This is a genomic window from Actinoallomurus acaciae, assembly GCF_042429965.1.
Lineage (GTDB): Bacteria > Actinomycetota > Actinomycetes > Streptosporangiales > Streptosporangiaceae > Actinoallomurus > Actinoallomurus acaciae.
This window is the reverse complement of the sequence record NZ_JBHLZP010000099.1, coordinates 1-20,687: the sequence shown is the minus strand read 5'-3', so window position 1 is coordinate 20,687 and position 20,687 is coordinate 1. Positions and strand designations below refer to the sequence as shown.

12 protein-coding genes and 1 pseudogene are annotated in these 20,687 nt (G+C 69.5%); 4 read left to right on the top strand and 9 right to left on the bottom strand.

Features of this window, described 5'->3' with window-relative positions; all coding sequences use genetic code 11:
• A partial coding sequence (locus ACFFNX_RS15885) for an FAD-dependent oxidoreductase (protein ID WP_378201773.1) occupies positions 1-329 on the bottom strand: 329 nt, incomplete at its 3' end.
• 226 nt (positions 330-555) lie between these two features.
• Between ACFFNX_RS15885 and ACFFNX_RS15880 the strand changes: the two genes are divergently transcribed.
• Both ACFFNX_RS15880 and ACFFNX_RS15875 read left to right on the top strand, forming a co-directional pair.
• Positions 556-1,095, top strand: a complete 540-nt coding sequence (locus tag ACFFNX_RS15880) for a hypothetical protein (protein ID WP_378201770.1) — start codon at positions 556-558, stop codon at positions 1,093-1,095.
• Between the two features lie 30 nt (positions 1,096-1,125).
• Positions 1,126-1,554, top strand: coding sequence for a hypothetical protein (locus tag ACFFNX_RS15875; protein WP_378201767.1), 429 nt, complete (start codon positions 1,126-1,128; stop codon positions 1,552-1,554).
• A 152-nt stretch (positions 1,555-1,706) separates the two neighbouring features.
• Here ACFFNX_RS15875 and ACFFNX_RS15870 read toward each other — a convergent pair whose 3' ends face one another.
• The 5 genes from ACFFNX_RS15870 to ACFFNX_RS15850 form a co-directional block, all read right to left on the bottom strand.
• Complete coding sequence (locus tag ACFFNX_RS15870; protein ID WP_378201764.1) at positions 1,707-2,579, bottom strand: LLM class F420-dependent oxidoreductase; 873 nt, start codon at positions 2,577-2,579, stop codon at positions 1,707-1,709.
• Positions 2,580-2,788: 209 nt separating this feature from the next.
• Positions 2,789-3,724 carry a phosphotransferase gene (locus ACFFNX_RS15865; RefSeq protein WP_378201761.1) on the bottom strand — a complete coding sequence of 312 codons (936 nt, stop codon included), beginning with the start codon at positions 3,722-3,724 and terminating at the stop codon, positions 2,789-2,791.
• A 636-nt stretch (positions 3,725-4,360) separates the two neighbouring features.
• Complete coding sequence (locus ACFFNX_RS15860; RefSeq protein WP_378201758.1) at positions 4,361-5,209, bottom strand: hypothetical protein; 849 nt, start codon at positions 5,207-5,209, stop codon at positions 4,361-4,363.
• A 19-nt stretch (positions 5,210-5,228) separates the two neighbouring features.
• The gene (locus ACFFNX_RS15855) at positions 5,229-8,849 is read right to left on the bottom strand and encodes an ABC transporter ATP-binding protein (RefSeq protein ID WP_378201755.1); all 3,621 of its coding nucleotides are present in this window, start codon (positions 8,847-8,849) and stop codon (positions 5,229-5,231) included.
• The gene (locus ACFFNX_RS15850; protein WP_378201752.1) at positions 8,842-9,240 is read right to left on the bottom strand and encodes a MarR family transcriptional regulator; all 399 of its coding nucleotides are present in this window, start codon (positions 9,238-9,240) and stop codon (positions 8,842-8,844) included. The genes ACFFNX_RS15855 and ACFFNX_RS15850 overlap by 8 nt, the downstream gene beginning before the upstream one ends.
• Positions 9,241-10,187: 947 nt before the next feature.
• Here ACFFNX_RS15850 and ACFFNX_RS15845 point away from each other — a divergent pair.
• Positions 10,188-15,305, top strand: coding sequence for a phospholipase D-like domain-containing protein (locus tag ACFFNX_RS15845; protein WP_378201749.1), 5,118 nt, complete (start codon positions 10,188-10,190; stop codon positions 15,303-15,305).
• Between the two features lie 289 nt (positions 15,306-15,594).
• On the opposite strand, the gene ACFFNX_RS15840 is transcribed toward ACFFNX_RS15845, so the two are convergent.
• Together ACFFNX_RS15840 and ACFFNX_RS15835 are read right to left on the bottom strand one after the other, a co-directional pair.
• Positions 15,595-17,175 (bottom strand): glycoside hydrolase family 13 protein, encoded by a 1,581-nt coding sequence (locus ACFFNX_RS15840; protein WP_378201746.1) that lies wholly within the window; start codon positions 17,173-17,175, stop codon positions 15,595-15,597.
• A 141-nt stretch (positions 17,176-17,316) separates the two neighbouring features.
• On the bottom strand, positions 17,317-18,336 hold the full coding sequence (locus ACFFNX_RS15835; RefSeq protein ID WP_378201742.1) for a LacI family DNA-binding transcriptional regulator: 1,020 nt from the start codon (positions 18,334-18,336) through the stop codon (positions 17,317-17,319).
• Between the two features lie 347 nt (positions 18,337-18,683).
• Between ACFFNX_RS15835 and ACFFNX_RS15830 the strand changes: the two genes are divergently transcribed.
• Positions 18,684-20,066 (top strand): carbohydrate-binding module family 20 domain-containing protein, encoded by a 1,383-nt coding sequence (locus tag ACFFNX_RS15830; RefSeq protein WP_378201739.1) that lies wholly within the window; start codon positions 18,684-18,686, stop codon positions 20,064-20,066.
• Between the two features lie 4 nt (positions 20,067-20,070).
• On the opposite strand, the pseudogene ACFFNX_RS15825 reads toward ACFFNX_RS15830, so the two are convergent.
• Positions 20,071-20,687, bottom strand: a pseudogene (locus ACFFNX_RS15825) (hypothetical protein); the annotation flags it as partial.

Sequence of the window (20,687 nt, the reverse complement as noted above, 5' to 3'; positions counted from 1 at the left end):
GCGACCCCGTGCTCGCGCAGCAGCGCCGCCATGCGCTCCGGCTCGCGGACCGACCCGTGGTCGACGCCGCCGACACGGTCGAGCAGCCGCTCGTCCGCCTCGGTCTCCAGCCGCTCCCACAGCCGCCCGGCGCGGCCGGTGAGCTCGATATAGAACGGGTCGAGGTAGGCGCGACGGTAGATTCGCGAGTGCCCGTGCGAACTGCCGCGCCGGTGACCCGCGGCGTACGCCTCGAAGGCCGCCACCGTGTGCCCGCGCCGCGTGGCCGCCCAGGCGACCGCCGCCCCGGAGAGCCCGAGCCCTGCCACTGCCACATCGACGTGCCGCATGAACGCATCCTGTCGCGTTCACATCCCGACGGGTACGCCGGGGGTGCGTTCAGGGTCGCCCGCCGCTGGGGCCCACCGTGGGGAAGGCCGAAGTCGGCCGCGTCTCGTGTGGCTAGGCTGAGCAGCGCATATTAGGATACGTATGCACCTTGCACATAAACTTGCGACATAGGAGGGGTTCGGTGATCCACCACCCCCGCACCGTCTTCTCATCCCTCAACACGTCATGAACAGCCCAGCGGCGGCCGGGACCGGCTGGGACCGGCTCGACGAGGTCGCTCTCGGCAGTCTGCTCGCCACGGCCGCGGCGACCGGCACCGGGCCCGTACGTCTGGTCGGCGCCCGGCTTCACGACCTCACCATCCGGCTGATCGTCGACGGGCTGCCCGTCGAGACGACCGTGCCCGGACGGCGGGGAGCACGCGCCCTGCGCCGGGCGCTGCGACGGGCCGGGCAGCGTTCGGCGGTCGCGCCGGTCATCGCCGACATCGGCATCGACCTGCCGTTCCCCGACGCGGCCGCGCACGTGCTCGTCTGCCGGCTCGATCCGCAGACGTTCCCGTTTCCCCGGCACACCGTCCGTGAGCTGGGCCGCGCCGTCAGCCCCGGCGGCACGGTCGTGCTGCTCGCCGGCGACCAGGTGCCCTGGCCCGCGGGGCTGGTCGACGCCTGGGCCGTCTCGGCGGGCCTGTCACCCCGGCCCGAACGCGACACCGGCGGCGCCCTGCCCTTCGCCGGCGCCGTGTACGAGTCGCGTCCGGCATAGCGCGTCACCCCGCGTCCTTAGGCTTTTCGCATGACAACGCGGGATCTGGAGTCCATCGTCGACGACCTGCTCTCTCTTCCCTTTCCGCCTCCGCCTCCGCGGGACGACGGCTCCGGCGGGCCGGGGCACCACCTGCGCGTGCTGCGAGCCAGCCGGGACTTCTGGGACGACCGCGATGAGGAGATCGTCGAGGCGGCCGAGGAAGAGATCGACGCCGCCCTCCGGGCGCTGGCGACCGCGTTGACGGCACGCTGGGGTGAGCCCGAGACGATCGATCTGGAGCCGTACCTGTGGAGTGAGGATCCGGCTCCAGAACCGATCATCCGGCTGTGCCAGGTCAGCGGTTCGATGCTCGTCTGGCGGCGCCCGGCCGGCCGGTGGCTCGCGCTCACCGTCGGACAGGCCGACCCGGAGTTCCCCATCGAACTGCTGGCGGCGGTCGGCGAGGCGTCGATCTAGCGACTGTCCGAAAGTCCCGCGGTCCACCCCACGAAACCGTGCCGAACGACTCCGCCGCCCGACACGCTTCCGCGAGGACCCGGGAAAAGCCGACAGCCAGACCACCTCCGCTTTGCGACGCTCGCTGCGAACGGGGACTTTGAGATCAGGCCCTAGAAGTCGGCCACCGCCGGGATCACATCGCGGCCGACGACCTCGAGCGGCGCGATCTTCCACACGTCGCTGACGTAGCCGAGAGCCGAGTCGAAGCCCAGCCCGGCGAGCCGGCCGAGAGTGTCGACGATCTCGCCAGTCCTCTCCCCCTTCTCGCCGGGGTCGAACGGGACATAGCAGGTCTTCTCGATCTCGTCGTAGTCGCGACCCTCGGCCTCGCAGTGGGCGCGCAGCACGTCGAGCTTGTGCTCCACCTCCGGGCCGGGGAACAGGTTGCATGCCTGGGCGTACCGGGCGACGAACCGCAGCGTCTTCTTCTCGCCGCCGCCCCCGATCATGATCGGGGGGTGCGGCTTCGACAGCGCCTGCGGCGAGTTGAGCGTGCGCTCCAGCCGATGACGCGTGCCCTCGTACGGCCCGTCGTCCTCACTCCACATCCGCAGGCAGATCCGCAGCGTGTCCTCCAGGTGCTCGAACCGCTCGGCCACCGGCGGGAACGGAAGTCCGAGGCCACGCGCCTCCTCCTCGTTCCAAGCGGCGCCGATCCCCAACTCGGCACGCCCGCCGGACAGCACGTCCAACGTGGTCACGATCTTGGCGAGCAGCCCGGGACTGCGGTACACGGCACCGGTCACGAGGGTGAGAAGCCTCGCCCGCGAGGTGTGCGCCGCGAGAAAGCCCAGCGTGGTGTAGGCCTCGAGCATGTCGTGCTCCGCCGGACCGACGCCGCGGATCTGGAAGACATGATCCATGACCGCGATCCGATCGAACCCGACCGCGTCCGCCGTCCGCGCCACCTCAGCGAGATCGGTGGCAATCCGAGCCGGCCCACCCGGCCAGGTGAAGTCGGGAATCTGAAGTCCGACGCGCATGGCGCAACCTCCTTGATGACCCTTGTCGTGTAATCAGGTAATCATATAACCGGAGGAGAATCCGAATCCGCTACCCCTGGCCGATGACGCTTCACCCCGCCGACGGCGGCGCAGCCGACGTGCCGCTGCGAGGGCGTCGGCCGAGCCCTGCCGCTGGGACGGACGCCCCACCACCAGAAGGCGGAGGTGACGCCAGTGATCATGGACGCTCAGCGAGCGATCGACACCAGGTCCGGCCATGCGTCCGTGATGGTCGTGACGGCGGCCAAGCGGGCACCGGCCGAGGCGGAGACGGGTGCGCCGGTCTCTACGGCCAGGGCCAGCGGTGTGGCGAGCCGGCGCAGGGCCTCGCGCAGCAGCATGGCGGGCCAGACCTCGAACTCGGCATCGGTCCACGGCCCGGCCGCGGCGATGCTGGCGGCGATGGCGTCCGGGTCCAGACGGCCGTGTCCGTGGACGTGATACCAGTAGACGGCGGTGGCGACGGCGAACAGGACGGGTTCGTGGAAGGGCGTGAAGTCGACGATCGCGACGACGTCGTCGCCGTCCATCAGGACATTGTCCGGGCCGATGTCACCGTGCACGAGCTGGGGAGAGAGGCTGCGAATGCTCGGTAGTCGATCTTCAAGCAGGCCGAGCGCGGCCGGGACGGACGAGACACCGGCACCGAACGGAGCCGGCCGTCCGATCAGGCGGGGCAGCGCGTCGCACAGGTACTCCGGCGACACCACCCGGGTCCACACGGTGTCGGTGTCACGCAGCTCGGCCGGGAACCCGATCGGGCCTAGCGCCGCGTGGTAGCGGGCGATGTGCCGCATCGCGGCCAGCGTCTGTCTCCGTGTCGGACGCGGCACGGCCTGCCCGGGAAGGAACTCCTGCACCACGTGCCCCGACCGGCTGACCAGACCTCCGGCCGGGGCCCGTACCGCCTCGGCCTGCCGGATTCCGGCCTGGCGCAGGGTGCGGGCAACCCGCTCGTACAGATCAACGGCGGGCGCCCGGATGGCGGGCTTAACCAGGTAGACGCCCCGCTCGGCCGTGAGCTTCACCACGTCCGGGCGACCGGGTATCGGCGCCGCCTCCACGACCGGCCCGAGGCCGAATTCGTCCGCGACGGACTCGACCATGGACTCCGGATCAGGCACGATCACTGACGATAACCAGGAGCGGACACCGTCGCGAATTAACAAGGCTTATCCGATCGCTGCAAGATCGCTCGCATGGTGAGTCCGGGACCCGCAGGGTTCTCCCTGACCAACACACCCCCACCAGCTCCCCAAGTCATGGGGGGGCTTCACCGGACTCCATCATTTCGAAGATCGATAGGGCCTACTAACTGGGCAGATGCCACAGATCCGGATAGGTCGACACGCTGCCGAGACCCCGCATGAGTTATCCACAGTCATCCGCCGGCCTTCCCCTGGGGAAATCCGGCACTTGACAATGGAAGTGGGCTGGAGCCCCCGTGGCGGGCGGGGACTGTGACGGGCGGGGACCGCGACGGGCGCGAGCCGTAGTGGACACGAGCCGTAGTGGCGCGGACCATGGCGGGCGCGGACCATGGCGGCTGCGGGCCGTGACCGGCGCGGCTGTGACGGGCGGGGACCGGCACGAGCCGTAGCGGGCACGAGCCGTAGCGGGCACGAGCCATGGCGGGCACGAGCCATGGCGGGCACGAGCCATGGCGGGCACGGGCCGTGACCGGCGCGGCTGTGACGGGCGGGGACCGGATCAGGCACGCCAGGCACTCACCGTCCCGTGCCGCGGTCGGTGGTGGCTGGTCAGGCTGGGGTTTCCGTTGGCTCCGCTGATGGCTCGCCGAAGCGGGCGAGGGTCAGGGCGCCGGCCACCGCCAGTGCGAAGCCTGCCGCCGCCAGGCCCACGTACCCGTGTCGGGTTCGGTCGCCCAGCAACAGCACGCCCACGAGGGCGGGTACCAATGTCTCGGCTACCACGACGGTGCCCGTGGTCACGGTCACCGAGCCCCGTTGCAGGGCCGTCGTGAAGAACAGGAACGCCACCAACCCGCCCGCCGCCACGACGTACATCGCCGGGTCTCTCAGCAGGTCCCACGGGGCCAGGCTGCGGACCACGCGGGAGCCGATCGCGACGAAGCCGAAGCCCAGGCCCGCGGCCAGGCCCAGGGCGGCGGAGCGCGCCCGGCCCTGGAGCCGTCCCGCCAGGGCGCCTACGACGCCGACCACCGCTACGCATCCCAACAGCACCAGTTTGAACCGCAGGCTGACCGACGCCGGGTTCTCGTGGCCCGCGGACAGGCCGAGCATGGCCAGGCCGACGCAGACCGCCGCGACGGCCGCCCACTCGCTCCCGCTGAGGCGTACGTGCAGCACGCGGACCGCGACCACCGCGGTCACCGCCAGGTTGGCCGCGACCGCCGCCTGCACGACGAACAGCGGCAGCGAGCGCAACGCCGCCAGCTCGGCCAGGAAGCCCAGGATGTCCAGGCAGGTACCCACCACGAACGGAAGCTGACGGAGCAGGCGGACCAGCAGCCGGGGATCGACGCCGTCGCCGACCGGCGTCGCCCGCGCCGCCACGGCCTGCATCACGCTCGCGACCCCGAAGCACACGGCCGCGGCGACCGCGCCGAACAGGCTCAACACCAACACGCGACCACAATACGGGCCGTCAGGCGGCCTGCCACAGTGAGGCGTACTGGCCGCGGTCGCGCAGCAGCTGGTCGTGCGTGCCGTCCTCGACCACCCGGCCGTGCGCCATCACGACGATCCGGTCGGCGTGCCTGGCCGTCTGCAGCCGGTGCGCGATCAGTACGGTCGTGCGTCCGGCGGCGACGCTGTTCATCGCGCGGGTGACGCGGGCCTCCGTGGCGAGGTCGAGGTTGGCGGTGGCCTCGTCGAGCAGCAGGATCGCCGGGTCGACGAGTTCGGCGCGCGCCAGGCAGATGAGCTGGCGTTGGCCGGCCGACAGGGTGGCGCCGCGCTCGGCGATCTCGTGCTTGTAACCGCCGGGCAGCCGCATGATCAGGTCGTGCGCGCCCACCGCGCGGGCCGCCCGCTCGACCTCGGCGGCGGAGGCGTCCGGCCGGCCGTACGCGATGTTCTCGTGCACGGTGCCGCGGAACAGGAAGGTCTCCTGCGGGACGTACCCCAGCTGCCGCCGGTAGGCGTCCAGGTCGAGGTCGCGCAGGTCGTGTCCGTCGATGACGATCCGGCCCCCCTGCGGATCGTAGAAACGCGCCAGCAGCTTGACCAGGCTCGACTTGCCCGCGCCGGTGGCGCCGACGAGCGCGACCGTCTCCCCCGGCTCGATCGTCAGGTCGACCTCCCGCAGCGCCTCGCCCTCGATGCCCGGGTAGCCGAACCGTACGCCCTCCAGCCGGATCTCCCCGTGGAGCGGACCGGGGTCGACGGGCGAGGCGGCGACCGGGGTCGCGACCGGCTCGGCCATCAGGTCCCGGATGCGGGCCATCGAGACCCGCGCCTGCTGCCAGTCGTCGAAGACCTCCGAGAGCTGCTGGATCGGGGAGAAGAACAGGTTGACGTACAGCACGAACGCGATCAGCTCGCCGGGCGTCAGCGAGTGGCCGCGCACCATGTGGTAGCCGAGGGCCAGCACGACCACCGCCGCGACGTCGGACAGGAAGTCGACGAACGGGAAGTACAGCGAGATGAGGCGCTGCGCGGCGAGGCGGGCGTCGGTGTAACCGCGGGTGATGCGCTTGAACTCCCGCTGCCTGCGGTTCTCCTGGGTGAACGCCTGCGACTCCCGTACGCCCGCCATGCTTTCCTGGAGGCTGGCGTTGACGATCGCGATCCGCTCCCGCGCCTCCCGGTACGGCTCGGCCGACAGCCGGCGGAACGCCACGGTCGCGACGAAGAGCGGGATCAGTACGAGCGCGGTGGCACCGGTCAGCACCGGGCTCATGACGAACATCGCCACGGCCACGCCCATGAACGTGAACAGCGACGCGACCGCGCTGATCAGGCCGTCCTGCAGCAGGGAGGAGAACGCGCTCACGTCGGTGGTCATCCGGGTCATGATGCGCCCGGCCATCTCACGGTCGTAGAAGTCCACGGCCAGCCGCTGCAACTGGGCCCAGACCCGGATCCGCAGCGCGAACATGAGGCGCTCGCCCGTACGCCCGGCCACGAGTGTGACCATGCGTGAGATCGCCAGGTCCACCACGGCCACGCCGAAGAAGATCCCCGCCGCCGTGAACAGCGCCCGGTGCGACCCGGTGAGGACGCCCTGGTCGATGCCGTCGCGGGACAGGTAAGGGCCGGCGACGCCGGCCAGCGCGTCGAGGACCACGAGCAGCAGGCCCAGCCCGAGCGGGGCGCGGTACGGCCGCAGGAACCGCCACAGGGTGAACCGCGGCGCCGGCTCCGACTCGTGCGCGATGTCGACCTCGGGCTTGTCGCGCGAGGGCGGCAGCGTGGAGACGCGCCGGAGCATGTCGTCGTAGGCGAACGCCCCGCTCATGCCCGGCCGGTGATCGTCCCCGGCCTCGGCGGATACGGCCGGGCCCGGCGAGGGCTCCAGGTCGTCGCCCTCGCCCGACAGCAGGCGCCGGTAGAGCGGGCAGCGGCCCATCAGCTCGGCGTGCGTGCCGTCGTCGATCACCCGGCCGGCGTCCAGCACGGCGATCCGGTCGGCGAGGCGCAGCGTGGACCGGCGGTGCGCGACGAGCAGGGTCGTGTGCCGGTGGAGGACGCGCCGCAGCGTCGCGTGGATGCTCTCCTCCACCTTGGCGTCGACCGCGCTCGTGGCGTCGTCGAGCACGAGGATGCGCGGGTCGGACAGGAGAGCGCGGGCCAGGGCGACCCGCTGGCGCTGACCGCCGGACAGCGTCAGGCCGCGCTCGCCGACGACGGTGTCGTAGCCCTCGGGCAGCCGCGTGATGAACTCGTGCGCCTCGGCGGCACGCGCCGCCGCCTCCACCTCCGCGTCGGTGGCGTCGGGCCGCCCGTAGGCGATGTTGTCCCGCAGTGACTCGGAGAACAGGAAGCTCTCCTCGAACACCATGCCGATCTGCGCGCGCAGCGAGGCGAGCGTGACCTCGCGGACGTCGTGGCCGTCGACGCGTACGGTCCCCTCCTGGGGATCGTGGAACCGTGACAGCAGGTGTGCGGCGGTGGACTTGCCCGACCCCGACGCCCCGACCAGCGCGACGACCTCGCCGGGGGCGATGCGCAGGTCGAAGCCGTTCAGGACCGGCTCGGACCGCCAGAAGCCGAACCGTACGTTCTCAAAGGAGATCTCACCGCGCAGCCGGGGCAGCTCGCGCGCTCCGGGCGCGTCGGTCACGGCGGGCGTGGTGTCGAGCAGTTCGAAGATGCGCTCCGCACCGGCGCGCGCCTGCGGAGCCGCGCTGAGCATCCGCGCGATCAGCCGCGCGGGGTTGATCAGCAGGACGAGGTACGAGGCGAACGCCAGGAACGTACCAACGGTGATCTTGTCGTTCAGGGCCAGCCAGCCGCCCAGTGCCAGCACGCCGACCTGGCCGAACGTCGGGATCGACTCCAGCAGCGGCTGGTAGCGCGCCTGCAGGCGGATGGCCCGCATGCTGGAGCCGTACAGGTCGGACGCCGAGTCGGCGAGGCGCTCGAACTCCCGGCCCTCCTGCCCGAACCCCTTGACGACGCGGACGCCGGTGACCGCCTGGTCGACGACCTGCGCGACGTCGCCGGTCCGCTGCTGCATGTCCCAGGTCGCCGGGTAGAGCCGCGTACGCATGCGGTAGGCGCCGACGACGAGGATCGGCAGGATGACCAGGCTGATCAGCGCGAGCAGCGGAGAGAAGGCGAACATCACGCCGATCGAGGCGACCATCAGCACGAGGTTGCTCGTCAGCGTCGGCAGGACCCGCAGCACCGTGAGCACGAGGCTGATGTCGGAGTTGGCACGGGAGACGAGCTGGCCGGTGGCCATCCCGTTGTGCGCCTGGAGGTCGAGCCGCTGCAGCTCGCGGTGGATGGCGCTGCGCAGCCCGTACGAGACCTCGAGCATGATCTTCGAGGAGTGGAACCGGCGGGTGCGGGCGGCCACGAAGCCGACCGTACCGAGACAGAACAGCAGTACCAGCCACGGCGTGAGCGGGGCGCGGGCGGCCAGGATCACGTCGTCGACGACGTGGCGCTCGACCACCGGGACCAGGGTGCTCACGCCCGCCCAGATCAGGCCCGCGACGAACGTACGGACCAGGCTGCCGCGCTGGCGGAGCACGAACGGCAGCATCCGGCGGATCCAGCCGCCCCGTACGTCCGACGCGCCGCCGCGCTCAGGCATCGGCGAGCCGTTCCATCAGGCCTGCGGCCAGGCGGAGCAGCTCGCGTTCGGTCGGCGTGAGCCGCTCGGCCATCGCCGTCGCGAGCCACGCCTCTCTCCTGACGGTGTCCTCGTCGAGCACGGCTGCCCCCTTGTGGGTGATCTCGATCCGCACCTGGCGGCGGTCCTTGTCATCCGGACTCCGGACGATCAGGCCATCGTCTTCGAGGCGGGAGAGCATCCGCGTCAGTGACTGCGGTTGCAGGCGCTCGGCGGCGGCCATCGCGGAGGCGGTCATCGGACCGTTCAGCACCAGCAGGTTGAGCAGGCTGAGCCTGCTGCGGCTCAGGCCATAACTGACACGCTCGGCACGCAACCGGCGACCGAGCTGGCCCATCGCCTGGCGCAGCACGCTCGCCGTCGAACGCGTCTCATCGTCATCCACACACTAAGCAAAGCTTATTATTCTTCGCCTGGCAAATGCTTGCTTGTCCTAAACAGTGGTTAAAAAACCACGCATTGCGTACTGATGGGTATATGGAGGTGGCTTCCGGCCCGGGCGTGGGGGGTTATCCACAGTCGAGCCACTGGCCTTCCGCCGGAGAATCACAGCGCTTGACAATGGAAGTGGGCTGGAGCCCCCGTGGCGGGCGGGGACCGTGGCGGGCGGGGACCGTGACGAGCGGGGACTGAGCGGCGCGGACCATGGCGGACGCAGGCCATGGCGGACCGGGACCACGATGCGAGCCACCGGGTCCCGTCAACGGACGTGTCATCGGTCGCAGACCAGGCGGATTTGGCGTGATCCAGGAGCGCTGACGAGCCGCAATCTATGGACAGGGGCTGAGGTCGTGCTCTCGGCGTTCGGGGTGCCAAGGTTCTCGTTCTCCGGGGCAGGCGCGACGTCGTCTCCACCCCGCCGAGGTGCTCCTCATCCGTAGACGGCCGTCGGTCACCGATGCGCGGGGATGGTTTCGGAGTACGCGCTGGCCCTACACCGCTACGGCGGGGAGGAGCAGGCCGCTGCCCAGATAACGGCAGGCGATCACCCTGGCACCAAGATGGTCCACATCGCCGTACGGCCAACCTGAGCCGGGGTTTTGAGCTTCCAGGCCCGGCTGCCCTGGCGGGACCAGCATGAAGGATTTCGAACGCTGGAGCCGACTGTGACGACCGGGGCCCGAAGCCGGTCTTCCCGTCACCACTGTCGCGGGGGCGCCGTTACGCTGATCAGGTTCCACCAGCAACGACGCCAACGGCACCCGCGGCCGAAGACGACACATTCCCTGTCATATCGAGCAACCCCTGCAGGGTGAGGCTTCGTGAAGGGAAGTCGCGCGTCAGGGAAAGGGCTCGGCCATGGTCACATCGACGACCTATCGCGAGGGCGAATCGGTGGTCGCGTGGCGGACCTCGACACGCAGCACCATGGCGCGTCTTTCCGCCTGCGTCCAAGCCGCCCCCGGCCACGTGATCGACGGCGAGTTCGTCATCGGTTCGACGAGCCGATCGGCTGAGCCTGGCCCGAGAGATGCGTTCCCGCCGTCACGGATGGCGCAGGTGATGCCGGGCAAGAACGCCTCACCGCGTGCCCCACATCATGAGTCTCCTCAGGCGCGGTCGCAAAGGAGGTCCTCGGGCGGCCACGGGGCGTCGGTTGTGACAGTGCCGGCTTCACTCGCGCCGGCCCTTCCCCGTCGACCCGACGTAGGACCGGACATCGTCGATGGCTGGCTTCGCGAGTCCGCGGTCGCCGGAGACATTCGTTCCAACGCGTTGCGTGATCTCGATGCCGTGGTGGAGGCGCTGCGGAACGACCGTGAGAATGTCAGGTCGCTGCGGGCCACGCTCTACGCGATCGACGAGTGGAGGATGACCAAGACCGGACCCAGCGACCGTGACGAGGCGGTCGGCCGGCTGCAGGCCGTCGTCGAAGCCGGGCTCGCCCGTCAGCTGGAGGGGACGGCGCCCCGCGATCCGCACCGATCACGACGTCCGATCCCTCGCTCCGGCCAGGAGGACACGAGCGCGGTCCTGGGCGAGCTGGAAGACAAATACTTCCCGCCCCACCTGCAGCTGGGCGTCCAGCATCGGGCCGACACGACGGTCACCACACATGTCGACGGCAACGCGTACTTCGGCGCGATCGCCGACGTGCTCGACACGTTGCACGGACCGGGCGATCGTCTGTACATCACATCGTGGTACCTCCACCTGGCCACACGGCTGCGCAACGGCCCCGGCGAGCCGAACCTGGGGCAGCGGCTGGTGTCTCTGGCGGCGGCCGGGGTCGACGTACGGGTGATCGTCGCCGTCCCGCGACACTCCCTCGGCCCGTCCGAGAAGCCACTTCTCCAGCGGGATGTCTGGCGGCTGCCGTTCAAGGCCATGATCGGGAAGTTCGCGAAGACGAACCTCACGTCGGTCCAGACTCTGCGCGGTGCCCAGAGCGGTGACCGGCCGGTGCTGGCCGATCGTGTTCTCATCGACTGGGGCGGTGGGTTCGACTCACGACACGAGAAGACCACGATCGCCTACAGCGCGGCCACCGGCACGCTGCACGCGTTCGTCGGAGGGATGGACTACGCGCCGAACCGGTTCACGGACGAAGGACACCAGGGGGCGCCGCGGCACAACTACTGGCATGAGGCGGGCGTGCAACTGCAGAGTGGTGCCGCAGAGGAGGTGCTGAGAAACTTCTGGTCCCGCTGGCACGAGACCGCGACGCTGCCCGCGCGGAATCTCTGGCTCAACCAACAGGAAGAGCCGTTCAATCCCGCCATCGAACCCGAGCCGGCAGAGCCGATACCGGCCTACTCTCCGGCGCCGGCGCATCCTTCCAGCGGATCACACGTCGATGCCGGGGTCCGGATATGGCGTAGCTATCCTCCCCATCGGGTGACGCCTCTGGGCGACTCGCTCCAAATCCCGTGGCACTCTCTACCTGCTGAGGGCGTCGCCGAAGTTCGCACGGGCCTGGTCACCGCGATCGACGCCGCCACAAGGTACATCTACGTCGAGGACCAGACGCTCAACCCGTCTCTCATCGCGACCCCGTACAACCACCACAAGATTCTGTTTCCGGCGATCTTCCGGGCACTCACGCGGGGCGTCAAGGTGCTGTTCGTGTCCCAAGGGTTCCCCGGCCGGGGGGCGAAGTCCTCCGCGGACGCCACTCCCGGCGTTTCCCGGGAGATCAACACTCTCATCCTCCAGAAGCTGACACCGGCGCAGCGACAGAACTTCGCGCTGTTCACCCTGAAGGACACCAAAGTCCATACCAAGGTCGTCCTGATCGATGACGAGTTCGCCTCCATCGGCTCGGCCAACTTCTGGGATCGCTCGATGATCGGCGACGAGACTGAAGTAACGGCGGCGATGGTCCACCCGGGCGGGCCCAACTCACTCGTCGCCGACCTACGCGTGCAGTTGTGGCGTGAGCACCTGCGCATGCCCGAGACCGCGTTCACGGATGCTCGCCTTCGTGATCTCGAGGTGGGCCTTGGCTACTTCCGCGCCTCCTGGGGCGCCGGAGACGCATCCGAGATCCCGGACAGCGCACTGGTGGAAACCGGGAACAGCAGCCTGGCGCCTTGGCTTTCGAGATCAACAACGAGTCCAGCGATTGGCCAACCGGCATCCGGCGGGACGCGATGGGCGCCTCTGACCTCTCTGAATTCCTCGACTTCCCACGCGGCCTCGGACACGAACGGCTCAATGCGGAGCATGCCGGACCGGATCGACCGGCAGCTGACCGCGATGGGGGTGGATTCGCGTGTGCACGCGCTGAGTGAGGACAATCTCATCCGCGTTGTTCAAACGCCCGCCGTGTGGGGCATGCGGATGGCGAGAAGTGGCATCTCGGAGTCTGCCGGCCGGGCCGCCGACGAGCTGGCCGCCACGGTGGAGGAGATCATCGGTGACGGCACGCAGCTGATAGATATCGCCAGCCTCCTGCCGCCGTCGGGGCGTCTCCGTGAAGCGATTTACAACGGCCTCCTGAAGGCGGCCGCCAAGAAAAGCAACGAACGCATTCTCGTACGTCTCCTGTTCGGTTATGTGCCACTCAGGGACACCTTTTCCGAGTTCACCAGGGACCTGAGAGGCTTCCTCAAGCGGGAGAACGTCTCGCTGGACAGGATGACCATCTTGGTCGGGCAGCTGTCCAATGTACTGAGCGGTTTCTGGAATCACGCGAAGATCGTCGCCGCTGACGGCAAGGTGGCCCTGGTCGGTGGGCACAACCTCTGGTCGGACACCTATGGTGGCTACCCACCGGTCCATGACATCTCCATCGAGGTGATCGGCGAGGGCGCCAGGCACGCCCACGACTTCGCGGACTACCTGTGGACGACGGGCGGGGGCAGCCTTAGCGTCCGGCGGATCACGACCGACTATGCGACCCAGACACTTTCTCCTGGGCCGAAGCGTGACACGACCGCCGTCGTGGAACTTCGCGACGATCTGCCCGGCCGCCCGATACCGACCGACAACGCGGATCAATGGCACCGTGGCAGGGCCCTGTCACTCGGCCGGACCGGGATCCTCGGCAATGGCGCCAGCGATGTCGCCAAGGAAATGGTCATCAAGGGCGCCCAGCGCAGCCTGAAGATCAGTCAGCAAGATATCGCCTTCACCGGCTTCACCTCTGAAGAGAACCATGACGTCGTCCGCTGGATCGCCGAGGCCCTGGTGGAGAACCCGGAACTCACGGTCAGCATCGTCGTGTCCTCGGCAAAGGCGGGCGCTGTGAAAGGGGCCTACTCCTGGGGCTTTGGCGCACCCGGCACCTACGCCATGATCAAGCGGTTCATCAAGAAGGTCGCCGATCCTGAAGGCACCGGAGCCAACGACGACATCGTCACCGGCGCACTGCAACGTCTCAAGGTGGCACCGTTCGTCTTCACTAAATTCGATGTGGTGGTCGAGGGTGAATCCGCTTGGCCGGACGCTCCCGAAGAGACCATCAAAAGGCGCTACAAGCCAGGCTCCTGGGTCGAGACAGCCGACAGGTCAGAGCCGGAGCCGGCCAACCACGCCAAGGTTTATATCGCCGACGAAACCGTTTATTATGTTGGATCAGACAATCTTTATCCGCACAACCTCGCGGAGTTCGGGTATCTGGTCGAAGGCGACTCCGTCCGGGACATCATAACCGACTACTGGGATAAACTATGGCTGTACTCTGAACCACATGCCATAGATTTCCTCCGGGACATCATCGAGGACTGGGAAACGGAATCGAGTCTGGGGGTGTTGCAATCACGCTCCGCGGCTCTGGAAAAGGTCGACGACGCGCTCCGCCGCTGGCGAAAGGGCGGGCGTCTCACTCCTCACAGGCTCGAGCTGAACAAACAGCAACTCGCGGACGTCCAGGACAAGATCAAGCAATGGACGGCGGGAAAGGAAAAGACCGCCAGCCGAAGGCTCGCGGTCGTCGACCGTCTTCGCGTGAGCATCCAGCGAGAGCTCGACGCCGTGCTCCGACGAGAAGCGGAACATGTCGAGCGTCCGAACCGCGAACGGCTGACCGCCGCCTCGCTTACGAACGACGGAGCGCCCGGCCGAACGCGCGGACCGCGCCTGCGCAACGAACCGGACACCTCTCCACAGCCCCCTGTTCTGCCACAGCCGCCGGTTGTGACAACGCCGCCTTCGGGGGACAGCGCCTGGAAACAGGAGGAGCCCTGGCCGGCCGTACGGCACGAGCACACCTGGATCGGCCCAGCCTCCGACCAGCCCGTCCGCTCCGCATTCGACGTCCGGCGGATCGAGAACGGCAATGAACGAATCACCGAACTCACCGTCGCCATCACCCTGCAACCGCGCCCTGGTATCACCAAAGAACAGATCACCGACACCTGGCAACGACTGACCATCGGAACCGAAAAGCTCTTCAACACACCGCAACACCGTTTCGAAAGCGGCGATCTATCCGGTGACCTGCTTCGCGTCAACGTCGTTCCGGCCAGCCCCGCACGGCCCGCACACATGACCGTGACGCTGACCCCATACGCACCCGGCCAGACCATGACCCACCACACCTGGATGGCCGGCCGACCACCCGCCCTCTACGCCCACGAGATAGCCCACCAACTCGGACAAGGACTCCCCCCAACGCGCCTCCTGGCGCTCCTGGCCACCCTCATCGGCCCCCCTCAGGAATTGACCGGACGCGTCGGCGTATGGGGCGACACAAACGCTCCCACCGAGCACGACACCGGTCGGCTCGGCTCAGCGGCCCCGACTCCAGGCCGGATGCGCTCTGGTGTGCCGTCGGGCCATCGCTCGGGCCAGTACGCCGGTGACTCCCCTGCGGTCGGCGAGCCCATGTCCGGGTCCATGACCGATGCTCTCGCAGCGGCCGACTGGCAGGAGAGCAACCACAGCCTGCCGCCGCACCCGAGCGATGAGAATGCCGTGAAGGCGTGCGTGTCGGTCGCCGTTCTCGATACGAGTGCGGGAGCGGGCTGGTGACAGAACAGGTCGTCCCGGCCACCACCAGGCTGAAAGAGGTGGCGTAGGCCTTCCTCGTCCGCCGGCGACCTGGACGCGGACGGCCTGCGCTCCTACCACCAGACCCTGCACCGCCTGGACCACCGGCCGCCGCCGGATCGCGGTCGACCTGAGGATGCGTGGGCCGAGCAGGCTGCACCATCAGTCGACAATCCGTCAAGAGCACCGCTCTCGAAAAAGGCCACCGCTCCGGAAACCAAAAACGGACCGGTCACCGTGGCACGGTGACCGGTCCGTGGGTTACGGACGGCTAGGGGCGGGCCCACCACACGGCCGTGTCAGGGGGTAGCTCACCGCCATCGACCTGCGCGCTCGCCAAAAGGACCGTTCCATCGACATCGAGCCGTACGGGGGCGGTGCCGAGGTTGATCGCGCACACGAAGCCCGGGTCGCGTTCGAAGAGCAGGACGTCCTCTGGCGCGTCGAGCCAGCGCAGTTCCCCGTCGCCGAGGGCCGGGTGTTCCTTGCGTACCCGCAGCGCGTCGCGGTACAGCCACAGCATCGACGCCCGATCGCCGGACTGGGCCGTCACCGTGAGCCCGCGCCACGACGGCGGGACCGGCAGCCAGGTCTCCTCCGTCGTCGGCGGGCCGAAGCCGAACGGCGGCTCGGTGTAGGCCCACGGGATCGGCACCCGGCAGCCCTCCCGGCCGAGGCCGTTGCCCCACTGCGGGTCGAGGAGGTACTCCTGCGGCAGGTCGGTGACCTCGGGCAGGCCGAGCTCCTCGCCCTGGTAGACGTAGGTCGAGCCCGGCAGCGCGAGCGTGAGCAGGGCCGCCGCACGCGCCCGGCGTACGCCCAGCTCTCCGCCGCCGTACCGCGTGACGTGCCGCTGGACGTCGTGGTTGGACAGCACCCAGGTCGTCGGCGCGCCGACCAGGCCGGTCGCGGCGAGCGAGTCGTCGATCACCTGCCGCAGGCCCGGGGCGGACCAGCCGGCCTGCAGGTAGTGGAAGTTGAACGCCTGGTGCAGCTCGTCGGGGCGTACGTAGTGGGAGAGCCGCTCGGCGTTCGGCGCCCACGCCTCGGCGACCGCGATGCCCCCGTAGGAGTCGAGCAGGCGCCGCCAGGACCGGTGGATCTCGTGCACGCCGTCCTGGTCGAAGTAGGGCAACTCGGCGTGGCCGAGCATCTGGATCTGACCGGTGTGCCCGGCGTCCGGCAGGCCTGGGGCCTTGACCATGCCGTGCGCGACGTCGACGCGGAAGCCGTCCACGCCCCGGTCGAGCCAGAACCGCATGATGTCCTCGAACTCCGCGTGGACCTCGGGGTGCTCCCAGTTCAGGTCGGGCTGCTCGGGGGCGAACAGGTGGAGGTACCAGTCGCCGTCCGGCAGGCGGGTCCACGCGGGGCCGCCGAAGATGGACTCCCAGTCGTTGGGCGGGAGGTCGCCGCGGCCGGGCCGGAAGATGTACCGGTCGCGGTCGGGCGAGCCCGGTCCGGCGTCGACCGCCTTCTCGAACCAGGGATGGGCGGCGGACGTGTGGTTGGGCACGATGTCGACGATGACCTTCAGCCCGTACCGGTGTGCCTCGTCGATCAGGGCCTCGGCGTCGCCGAGGGTGCCGAACTCCGGGTCGACCGCGCGGTAGTCGGCCACGTCGTAGCCGCCGTCCGCCATCGGTGAGCGGTAGAACGGGGTGAGCCACAGCGCGTCCACGCCGAGCCAGGACAGATAGCGCAGCCGACTGCGGGCACCGAGCAGATCGCCCACACCGTCGCCGTCGCCGTCGGCGAAGCTGCGCAGGTAGACCTGGTAGATGACCGCGTCCCGCCACCATCGCGCGTCGCGATGGGCGGATTCGGCCGGGTCGGCCAACTGTTGAGTCAAGACCACTCCTTCACCGCGCATTCCGCAACTCCTCCGCAAGGACGACCAGCGTGCGTGACCCCCCGAGCATCATTCGGGTTGCGCAGAATGTAACAGCGGTGAAGCCTGATTGAAATACTTGCGGAAAACTTGTGAAATGCGCTACTCCGCGTCGGCCGCGACCGGGCCGGTCGAACGGCGGACCACGAGCTCGGGGCGGAAGACGAGCTCGGTGTGGGGCGACCCGACGCCCTGGATCTCGTCGAGCAGGCTGCGGACGGCCACCAGCGCCATCTCCCGCACCGGCTGGCGGACGGTGGTCAGTGGCGGGTCGATGTAGCCCATCAGCGGCGAGTCGTCGAAGCCCACGACGGAGACGTCCTCGGGCACCCGCAGGCCCTGCTGGCGCACGGCGCGGATCGCGCCGATCGCCATCATGTCGCTGGCACAGCAGATCGCCGTGCACTGGCCGTCGAGCAGCTGGCGGGCCGCGGCCTCGCCGCCCTCGATCGTGAAGATCGTGTTGGCGATCCAGCGGTCCACGTCGGTGACGCCGAGCCGGTCGGCCATCCCCTTGCGGTAGCCCTCCGTCTTGCGGATCACCGGGACGAACCGCTCCTGGCCGACCGCGAGCCCGATCCGCCGATGCCCCAGCTGCACCAGGTGCTCGACGGCGAGCTCCATCGAGCCGGACTCGTCGCTGGAGACGAAGGTCGCGTCGACCTCGGCGGTGTACCCGTTGATCAGCACGATCGGCAGGCCGCGGTCGGTGAGCCGCTTGTAGCGGCCGTGGTCGGCCTGGGAGTCGCCGTGCAGGCCGGAGACGAAGATGATGCCCGAGACCCCGCGCTCCAGCAGCAGGTCGGTGTAGTCGTCCTCGTTGATGCCGCCGGGCGCCAGCGCGCACAGCACCGCCGTGTAGCCGTGCACCGCCAGGGTGTTCTCGATCACCTCGGCGAAGGCCGGGAAGATCGGGTTGGACAGGTCGGCGACGATGAGGCCGATCAGCCCGGCGCGCGGCTGCCGCAGCCGGGCCGGGCGCTCGTAGCCGAAGGAGTCGAGCGCGTCGATGACCGCCTGCCGGGTCGCGGGCGCGACTCCCGGCTTGCCGTTGAGGACCCGGCTGACCGTGGCCTCGCTCACTCCGGCTCGAACGGCGATGTCCGCCAGGCGCGTGCTCACACGCCCGAATCTACCGCCGAACGGCGGCTCAGGACGGCAGACCGTTGCGGTAAGGCCGGCGAACCCTCCCAGGCTTCTTGCGCAAGTTTTCTGAAACCTTGATGACCATCCCCGGCGGAGTTACCGTTCTCGTCACACCGCCGGAACAGCGGCCCGGGGGACCCCGCCATCCCAGGAGGCCCGCATGTTCGGACGCCTGTTGCCCGCGCTGGCCGTCGCGCTGACGGCCGTGGCCGTGCCGGCCCCTCCGGACGACACCCGCCGTCGCGTCACCGCCCGGCGACAAGGACGTCATCGCCAACCTCTTCGAGTGGAACTGGCCCTCCGTCGCCGACGAGTGCACCGGCGTGCTCGGCCCGCAGGGGTACGGCGCGGTGCAGGTCGCGCCGCCCGAGGACTCCCTGAGCCGCGACGGCCACCCCTGGTGGGAGGTCTACCAGCCCGGTGACTACGACGTGAACAGCCGGATGGGCACCCGGCAGCAGTTCACCTCGATGGTCCAGGCCTGCCACGCCGCGGGCGTGAAGGTCTACGCCGACGCCGTCATCAACCACATGACCGACCGCGTTCGCGACACGATCGCCGGCTGCCTGAACGACCTGCTGAGCATCTGCGTGGACGGCTTCCGCGTCGACGCCGCCAAGCACATCGGCTCACCCGACCTGAAGGCGATCGAGACCAGGCTCACCAGGTCCGCCTACATCTACCAGGAGGTCATGCCGGGCGGTTCCGGCGACCTGGCGCCCGGCGCCTTCGAGGGCTCCGGCGACCTGCTGGAGTTCGGGTACGGCCAGAAGCTGAAGGAGCAGTTCAACGGCGGCATCGCCAACCTGAAGAGCTTCGGGGGGTCGTGGGGCTTCGAGCCGGGCGACAAGGCCGTGGTGTTCGTGGCCGACCACGACACCGAGCGGAACGGCAGCACGCTGTCCTACAAGGACGGCGCGAAGTACCGGCTCGCCACGATCTTCTCGCTGGCGTGGGGATACGGCACGCCGCAGGTCTACTCCGGGTTCGACTTCAACGGGACCGACGACTCACCGCCGGCCGACTCCAGCGGCCACGTGAGCGCCACGAGCTGCTCCTCGGGCTGGCAGGGCTGCCTCGACCGTACGCTCGGCGGCATGGTCGGCTGGCACAACGCGGTCAGGGGCACCTCGGTCGCGAACTGGTGGTCCGACGGCTCGAACCAGATCGCCTTCGGCCGCGGCGCGAAGGGCTACGTGGCCATCGACAACTCCGGCTCGCCCCTGAGCCGCACCTTCGCCACCGGCCTGCCCGCGGGGACGTACTGCGACGTCGTCGGCGGCGGCGTCTCCGGGGGGACGTGCACCGGCACGGCGGTCACCGTCGACGGCTCCGGCAACGCCGCCTTCGAGGTCGCCCCGGGATCGGCGGTCGCGATCGACGTGGCCGCGACCGGCCAGGGCGGCGGCACCGGCAGCGTCCGTGTGACGTTCAACGAGACCGCGACGACCGCCTGGGGACAGAACGTCTTCGTCGTCGGCTCGATCCCCGCGCTCGGAGACTGGGCGCCCGCGGACGCCGTCGCCCTCTCCTCGGCGGCCTACCCGGTCTGGTCGGCCGCGGTGGCGCTGCCGACCGCCACGAGCTTCCAGTACAAGTACGTCAAGAAGAACACCGACGGCTCGGTGACCTGGGAGTCCGACCCGAACCGCGCCTACACGACGGGCGCCGGCGGCACCGCCGCCGTCAACGACACCTGGCGGTAGGGCGTCAGCAGTTCCAGTCGACCGAGGCGCTCGCGCCGCTGGAGAAGTAGACCGAGCCGCTGTGGTGGCCCCAGCACCAGCCGCCGTCGCGGGTCGCCGTGACGCCGGCGGACTCTCCGGCGTTCAGGTAGCCGCCACCGCCCGCGTTGAGGCCGTCGCTCGTGCCGGTGACGCTCCAGTTCACCGGGCCGCCCGACGCGGTGACCGTGACCGTGCAGCTGTGGCCGCCGTTCATGGAGCATCCGGAGACCACCAGGGTGCCCGCGGCGGGAGGCGGCGGCGGGTCCTGCGCCGGGGGCGACGAGACCGGGTCCGGTGTGGTCCCCGGCCTGCGGTGCTTGGGCGTCGGCGTGGGCGTGGGCGTGCCGCTGGAGTCGGACGGTGTCGGGCTCGGTGAGGTGGAGCCCCGGCCGGACAGCGGAACGCTGGAGTCGGAGGCGGACGGGGCGCCGGACAGCAGGTCGCCGGTGCGGGACGGTATGGCCTGGTCGTTGCCGGCGTTCTGGCTGCCCGAGTCGGACAGCGCGTAGAAGGTGCCGCCGGCCATCGCGGTGGCGAACGCGACCCCGGCCGGGCCGGGCCACAGGCGCGAGCCGGTCCGCGGCCGTTCCCGCGAGGCCC